Origin of the sequence: Photorhabdus asymbiotica (assembly GCF_003634575.1) — a bacterium.
Taxonomy (GTDB): Bacteria; Pseudomonadota; Gammaproteobacteria; order Enterobacterales; family Enterobacteriaceae; genus Photorhabdus; species Photorhabdus asymbiotica.
Map to the genome: position 1 here is coordinate 1,502,574 of NZ_RBLJ01000001.1, position 6,090 is coordinate 1,508,663.

General features: G+C 57.1%; 6 protein-coding genes. 2 read left to right on the plus strand and 4 right to left on the minus strand.

The window, feature by feature from the left end:
* Positions 1 to 11 precede the first annotated feature (11 nt).
* The 3 genes from BDD30_RS06650 to BDD30_RS06660 form a co-directional block, all read right to left on the minus strand.
* The gene (locus tag BDD30_RS06650) at positions 12 to 209 is read right to left on the minus strand and encodes a DUF7706 family protein (RefSeq protein ID WP_041381610.1); all 198 of its coding nucleotides are present in this window, start codon (positions 207 to 209) and stop codon (positions 12 to 14) included.
* Between the two features lie 13 nt (positions 210 to 222).
* Positions 223 to 546: a SymE family type I addiction module toxin gene (locus tag BDD30_RS06655; RefSeq protein WP_012777138.1), complete on the minus strand. Its 324-nt coding sequence runs from the start codon at positions 544 to 546 to the stop codon at positions 223 to 225.
* Positions 547 to 618: 72 nt separating this feature from the next.
* Complete coding sequence (locus BDD30_RS06660; protein ID WP_012777137.1) at positions 619 to 1,020, minus strand: helix-turn-helix domain-containing protein; 402 nt, start codon at positions 1,018 to 1,020, stop codon at positions 619 to 621.
* Between the two features lie 102 nt (positions 1,021 to 1,122).
* Here BDD30_RS06660 and BDD30_RS06665 point away from each other — a divergent pair, with 102 nt between their 5' ends.
* Entirely contained in the window at positions 1,123 to 3,891 is a 2,769-nt protein-coding gene (locus tag BDD30_RS06665; protein WP_012777136.1) for a CHC2 zinc finger domain-containing protein, read from the plus strand.
* 844 nt (positions 3,892 to 4,735) lie between these two features.
* A complete protein-coding gene (gene xerC / locus BDD30_RS06670) occupies positions 4,736 to 5,770 on the plus strand; it encodes a site-specific tyrosine recombinase XerC (protein ID WP_049795249.1) in 1,035 nt (344 codons plus the stop codon).
* Between the two features lie 4 nt (positions 5,771 to 5,774).
* On the opposite strand, the gene BDD30_RS23885 is transcribed toward xerC, so the two are convergent.
* A partial coding sequence (locus BDD30_RS23885; RefSeq protein WP_211338300.1) for a hypothetical protein occupies positions 5,775 to 6,090 on the minus strand: 316 nt, incomplete at its 5' end.

Sequence of the window (6,090 nt, forward strand, 5' to 3'; positions counted from 1 at the left end):
CTTCTTATGATCTATCTTGGCGCATACCCTCGGTAAGCCAGAGCAGATCGAAGCTTAGAGATCGCATCCTTAATCTGATACGCTTCCTCGTCATTCACCGCGCAAGCCCGTATCTCCGCCCAGTTCAGCCGCTTAACCAGTTGGGCCAAGGCCAGCGCTTCAATGTGGGTTAACTGAATGTCCTGTAAATGTTCAATCACCATTTTCATTTTATCCCCTCCCTTAGCCCGCGTTGTACTCAGCCAGCATCTCACGCATCCGCAGCTTAATCTCATTAAGCTGGTTCTGTTGCCGCTGGTATTGCTGATGCTGTTGTTGGGTGGCTTCGCTGTCCGGTATCAGTACCAGACAGCCATCCATCACCTTCACCGTAATCTGGCCGCCGGTATTAAACCCCGCCTGTTTAAGCCACTGGCCCTTAAGATGTATTGCCGGGGTGACATTGTTGACCTTATTCCCGTTCGGCACATACCCCACCGTGTAATAACGTTCTGTTTTCACGGCTTTATTTATCGCCGCTTCTGCCTTAGAATGCGCCTTAGCCATAGTAACTACCCTTTTAGTTGCTTGTGGTAAGCGGCAGGGGTGAGGTGCGAACTCACTGTCTGCCGCGCTATCTCAACGCTTAGTACCGTTAAATCCCATTGCCTGTTCAACCATCGCTTTCTTGACAAAGCTGTCAAGTACCACGATCAACGCTTGTTGATCGGTATCTGGCAACAGGTCCGCTTTTTGCCACAAGGAATGTAATGTGTGGTTGCGGATCTTCACTTCATCCGATATAGCCTTGCGGCCAACCAGTTCATCTATCGTGACCTGGAGTACATCAGCGATCTTAATAACCGTTTCCAGATGGGGCGCACTCGCGCCTTTCTCCCAACGATTATAAGCGCGTGGATCAACTCCCAGCAGCTCAGCCAGCCGAACCTGACTTAAATTACGTGCCTCACGCAACAAACGAAGACGCTCTGCAAATGCTGACATATCCAACCCTGCACACAATGAATCAATAGGGTTCATTGTACCGTCTCCTTTTTTAGCTGCCTGTTGCAAATCCCACAATGTATAGATAATATAATCTACATATATGTCTATTGACAAGGGTTTAAAAGGAACATTTTTATGGCCCGCATTCCCGAAACCGAATTACAGCACCTGAAAGCCGCCGTCTCCTTAGTCGCCGTGGTGGAGCAACAGGGGCGACAGCTCTTTAAACGCGGCAAAGATTACGTGCTGCTGTGCCCGTTCCATCAGGAGAAAACCCCGTCAATGGTTATCTCACCGGCAAAAAATCTTTATCACTGTTTTGGCTGTGATGCCGGCGGCTCCGTGCTGGACTGGGTAATGAAAACCAAAGGCTTAAGTCTGCGCCGGGCCGTGGAACAGTTGCGCGGGATACTGGGAGATAACCCCTCGGTGGTGCCGCTGGTGCAACCGGATGAACCCGCCATGCTGGCCGATGATGACGCCGGACGGCAGGCGCTGCTCAGTCGGGTCGTCGGGTTCTACCATCATACGCTGTTGAATGCCCCCGAAGCCCTGGCTTATCTGGAAAAACGGCGGCTCAACCACCCGGAATTAGTCGCCCAGTTTAAACTGGGCTTTGCCAACCGCACGTTAGCCTATCGCCTGCCCATCAAGGCGGTGCAGGCCGGCGCACAGATCCGCGCCCGTCTTCGGGCCGTGGGGCTGATGCGCGACAGCGGGCACGAGCACTTTACCGGTTCGCTGGTCATACCGGTTATCGACCCGAACGGCCAGATCCGTGAGATCTACGGGCGCAAAATCACCGACCGCTTACGCAGCGGAACGCCGCTGCATCTGTACCTTCCCGGCGCACATGACGGGATATGGAATGAGCCGGCGCTGATCAGTTCAGGGGCGGTTATCCTCTGTGAATCCTTGATCGACGCCCTGTCGTTCTGGGTAGCCGGTCACCGCCATGTCACCGCCGCCTATGGGGTGAACGGCTTCACCGATGAGATGCGGCAGGCGTTTCAGCGGTATGGTGTTAAGCAGGTCTTGATCGCCTACGACAATGATCCGGCAGGCAATGAAGCGGCGGTAAAACTGGCCGCCGAACTAACCGCCGTCGGTATCACCGTGTTCCGGGTGGTGTTCCCCGAGGGCATGGATGCCAACGGCTATCTGTGTCAGGTCGCCGAGCCGGAACGGGCCTTCGGGTTGTTGCTCGACAGTGCCGTGCCGATGCAGGAAGCGGCAGAGGTACAGGCCACCACCGCAACAGAGCGGGCCGCACTGGCTGAACATCAGCCGGTTCCGGTGCCGGAAACGGTCAGCACCTTAGCCGCCGGTATAGCCGCGTTGCCGTCAATGCCGAATGTGGTCTGGGAAACCGGCGCTAATGGTGAGATATCCCTCACCCTCGGCACACAACAGTGGGGTATCCGGGGCCTGTCACAGGTGAAAACCGGGGCGGCGGTGATGAAAGTGAATGTCCAGGTCGTTGATACCGACAGCGGCGTGATGTTCGCGGACAGCGTGGACATGATGAGCGCCCGCAGCCGGGGCGGGTATGCGCGACTGGCCGCCACCGAACTCGGGCTGGCCGAAGGCGACCTGCGCCGGGCGCTGGGGCAGGTGTTGCTGGTACTGGAACAGTGTCAACAGGCCGGTGTCAGTGAACAAACCGAAACCCCACCGGTTCCCGAACTGAGCGAGGACCAGCGTGCAGCGGCGCTGGCGCTGCTGCAAGACCCGAAACTGAGCGAGCGTATCACCGCTGACTTAGCCGCCTGTGGTGTGGTAGGGGAAAGCACCAACCTGCTGGCCGGTTACTTAGCTGCCGTCAGTCGCAAGCTGGACCGTCCGCTGGCCGTGCTGATACAGAGCAGTAGCGCCGCCGGGAAAAGTTCACTGATGGATGCGGTACTCAATCTGATACCGGAAGAAGAACGATTGCAATACAGCGCCATGACCGGCCAGAGCCTGTTCTATCTGGGCGAAACCAATCTCCAGCATAAAATCTTAGCCATTGCCGAAGAGGAAGGGGTGCGGCAGGCCGCCTATGCGCTTAAGCTGTTACAAAGCGACGGCGAACTGACCATTGCCAGTACCGGTAAAGATGACGCCAGCGGCAATCTGGTGACTAAACAGTACACGGTAAAAGGCCCGGTGATGCTGATGCTCACCACCACGGCAATAGATGTCGATGAAGAGCTGTTAAACCGCTGTCTGGTGCTGACGGTGAACGAATCGCGGGAACAGACCGAAGCTATCCACGCGTTGCAGCGCCATAAGCAGACCCTCGAAGGCTTACTGGCGGAGAATGAAAAGACGTATATCACCGAACTGCATCAAAACGCCCAGCGGCTGTTACGCCCGCTGAATGTCGTTAACCCTTATGCTTCACAGTTAACGTTCATGAGCGATAAAACCCGCACCCGACGCGACCACATGAAATATCTCACCCTGATACAAAGTATCGCCCTGCTGCATCAGCACCAGCGGGAGGTGAAAACCGCGGAACACCGGGGCAAACGGCTTGAATATATCGAGGTGACCAAAGACGATATTAGCTTAGCCAACCGACTGGCCCACGAGATATTAGGCCGCACGCTGGATGAGATGCCGCCCCAGACAAGGAAACTGTTGCTGCTGATACAGCAAATGGTGAAAGAGACGGCGGCAACGCAGCAACGCCCGGTGAATGCTGTCCGTTTTACCCGCCGGGATATCCGCAGTTACACCCAATGGAGCGATAACCAGTTAAAAGTCCATTGTCAGCGACTGGCCGACATGGAATACCTGTTAGTCCACGGCGGCAGCCGGGGCCATCTGTTGCAGTATGAACTGCTGTGGAACGGCGACAGCGCAGAAGAAGCCCACCTGTGCGGCCTGATTGACCTGACAGCGCCGGAAAAACCCTGAATATGACTCACGCAAGTTGGACTGACTGAACCGCAAGTTGCCCCTAAGTTGGGGTCAAGTTGGGTCCAAGTTGGAGGTCGTAAAACCGGCTTCAGGCCGCAGCAATACTGGATGTAACGGTTCGCAAGTTGGGGAAGGCTGAAAAACACTGTTCCGGCAATAATAAGAAAAAGTCGTCGTATCGTACTGCCAGCTCATCATCGAACCCGAAAACCCGGAATACGACCGACGCAAGTTGGACTGACTGAACCGCAAGTTGCCCTCAAGCTGGGGTCAAGTTGGGTCCAAGTTGGAGGCCGGAAAATGGACGCCAGACCGCAGCAATACTGGGTGGAGCGGTCCGCAAGTTGGGGCAGACAGAAAAGGACTGTTCCGGCCACTTAAAAATCAAGCCATCGTACCGGAGTGACGTATCACACACCGATAACAATAACCGCTGTTCCCTACAGGAAATCCCATCATGTCATCACCCGTTAAACATCAATCCACCCCCCGCCCGCTGACCCTGCGCCAGCATCTGGACGCGTATCTGGATACCCTGCTGTTGCAGGGGGCGAGTCAAAAGAGCCAGTCCGCCCGTCATGAACGGCTGTCACCGTTCGTCAACTGGTGTGAGGAACAGGGCATCCTGTCAGCTTCACAGGTGACCGGGCCGTTACTGGAAAACTGGCAGCAATATCTGGCCCGGTACCGCAAAACCAACGGTCAGCCTTATACGCCGGACAGTCAGCGCCGACGCCTGCGCGCCTTACGCCTGTGGTTCGACTGGTTGCAGCAACAGCACGCTATCCCGACCAGCCCGGCGGCAACACTGGCCGCGCCAGACAGAAAAAAACGCCCCTCAGTGACGGAGACCCACGGTCAACCCGACGCCATACCGGCCCGCTTCGCCACCTTACGCCAGCATCTGGCCGCCTGGCTGGAAGCCGTGCGGGGACAGGGCTTAAGCGAACGGACTCAGGAGTCCTATGAAGAGCGGCTGTTGCCGTTCATCAGCTGGTGCGAAGCGCGTGGCGTGATGACGGCGCCGCAGGTCAGCCTGCCGTTGCTGGAAAGTTACCAGCGCTGGCTGAGAAGCTCCCGTAAAGCGAACGGTCAACCCTACAGCCCGGGCAGTCAGCGGGACCGCCTGAGTGTCTTACGTCAGTGGTTCCGCTGGCTGCTGCAACGTCACCATATCCTGTATAACCCGACGGATAACATGGTATTGCCAAGAGAAGAAAAACGGCTGCCGGCGCAGGTGATGAATGAAGACGAAACCCACACGGTATTAGCCGCAACGGATATCAACACCCCAACCGGGCTGAGAAATCGCGCTATCCTTGAAGTACTGTGGAGTACCGGTATCCGGCGGATGGAAGTGGCGAACCTGCTGTTAAGCGAGGTGGACTTCGGGCGCGGCGTAGTGCTGGTCAGACAGGGTAAAGGCGGTAAAGACCGGGTGGTGCCCATCGGCGAACAGGCGCTGCACTGGTTAAGCCGCTGGCTCAGCGTCCGGCCCGAGTTAACGCGGCGGGGGGACAGCGGTCACCTGTTTATCACTAAGAAAGGCCGGGGACTGGCCAGAGGCACGTTAACCCAGATAGCCGCCGACAGCATCCGTAAACAGGCGCAACTGGCTAAACCGGGGGCCTGCCATCTGTTCCGCCACTCAATGGCAACCCAGATGCTGGAGAACGGCGCGGACACCCGTCACATCCAGGCGATACTGGGGCATGAAAAGCTGGAAACCACCCAAATCTATACGCGGGTGGCAATCGGCCACTTAAAGGAAGTGCATGAGCAGACGCACCCGGCAGAACGGCAGTCAAAGCAGGCAACGCCGCCAGACGATAAGCAGGCAAATAGCGACCAGCCGGACAGCCCGAAGCCGGTCTGAAACCTCAGTGCGGCTGGACAGTCCGAAGGTTAGCCGGTTCCCTGTAAGCGAGTGGGGTGCAGTGAAAGGCAGACTGTGCGCGTCCCTGCGCACAGACTGCCTCCCTACCTTCGGCGTGCCCGGCAGTAAATGCCGGCCGCTCCGGCGCTGAACCCCGCGTTCTCTGTGACAGTCGTTGCCGGTCAGCCCGCCATTCAACATAATGTGGCATTAAGCGCAATGGCCTGAACGGCCCGCCACGCTTAACAAACATTATGTCCGGCGCCGCCCACCCAAGGGCGCTGGCGCGGTCACCTAACCTCCGGTGCGCGGCTGGCCGC

Coding starts and splice junctions, on each gene's coding strand:
- BDD30_RS06650 (WP_041381610.1), bottom strand. CDS start 209: ATGAAAATGGTGATTGAACATTTACAGGACATTCAGTTAACCCACATT.
- BDD30_RS06655 (WP_012777138.1), bottom strand. CDS start 546: ATGGCTAAGGCGCATTCTAAGGCAGAAGCGGCGATAAATAAAGCCGTG.
- BDD30_RS06660 (WP_012777137.1), bottom strand. CDS start 1,020: ATGAACCCTATTGATTCATTGTGTGCAGGGTTGGATATGTCAGCATTT.
- BDD30_RS06665 (WP_012777136.1), top strand. CDS start 1,123: ATGGCCCGCATTCCCGAAACCGAATTACAGCACCTGAAAGCCGCCGTC.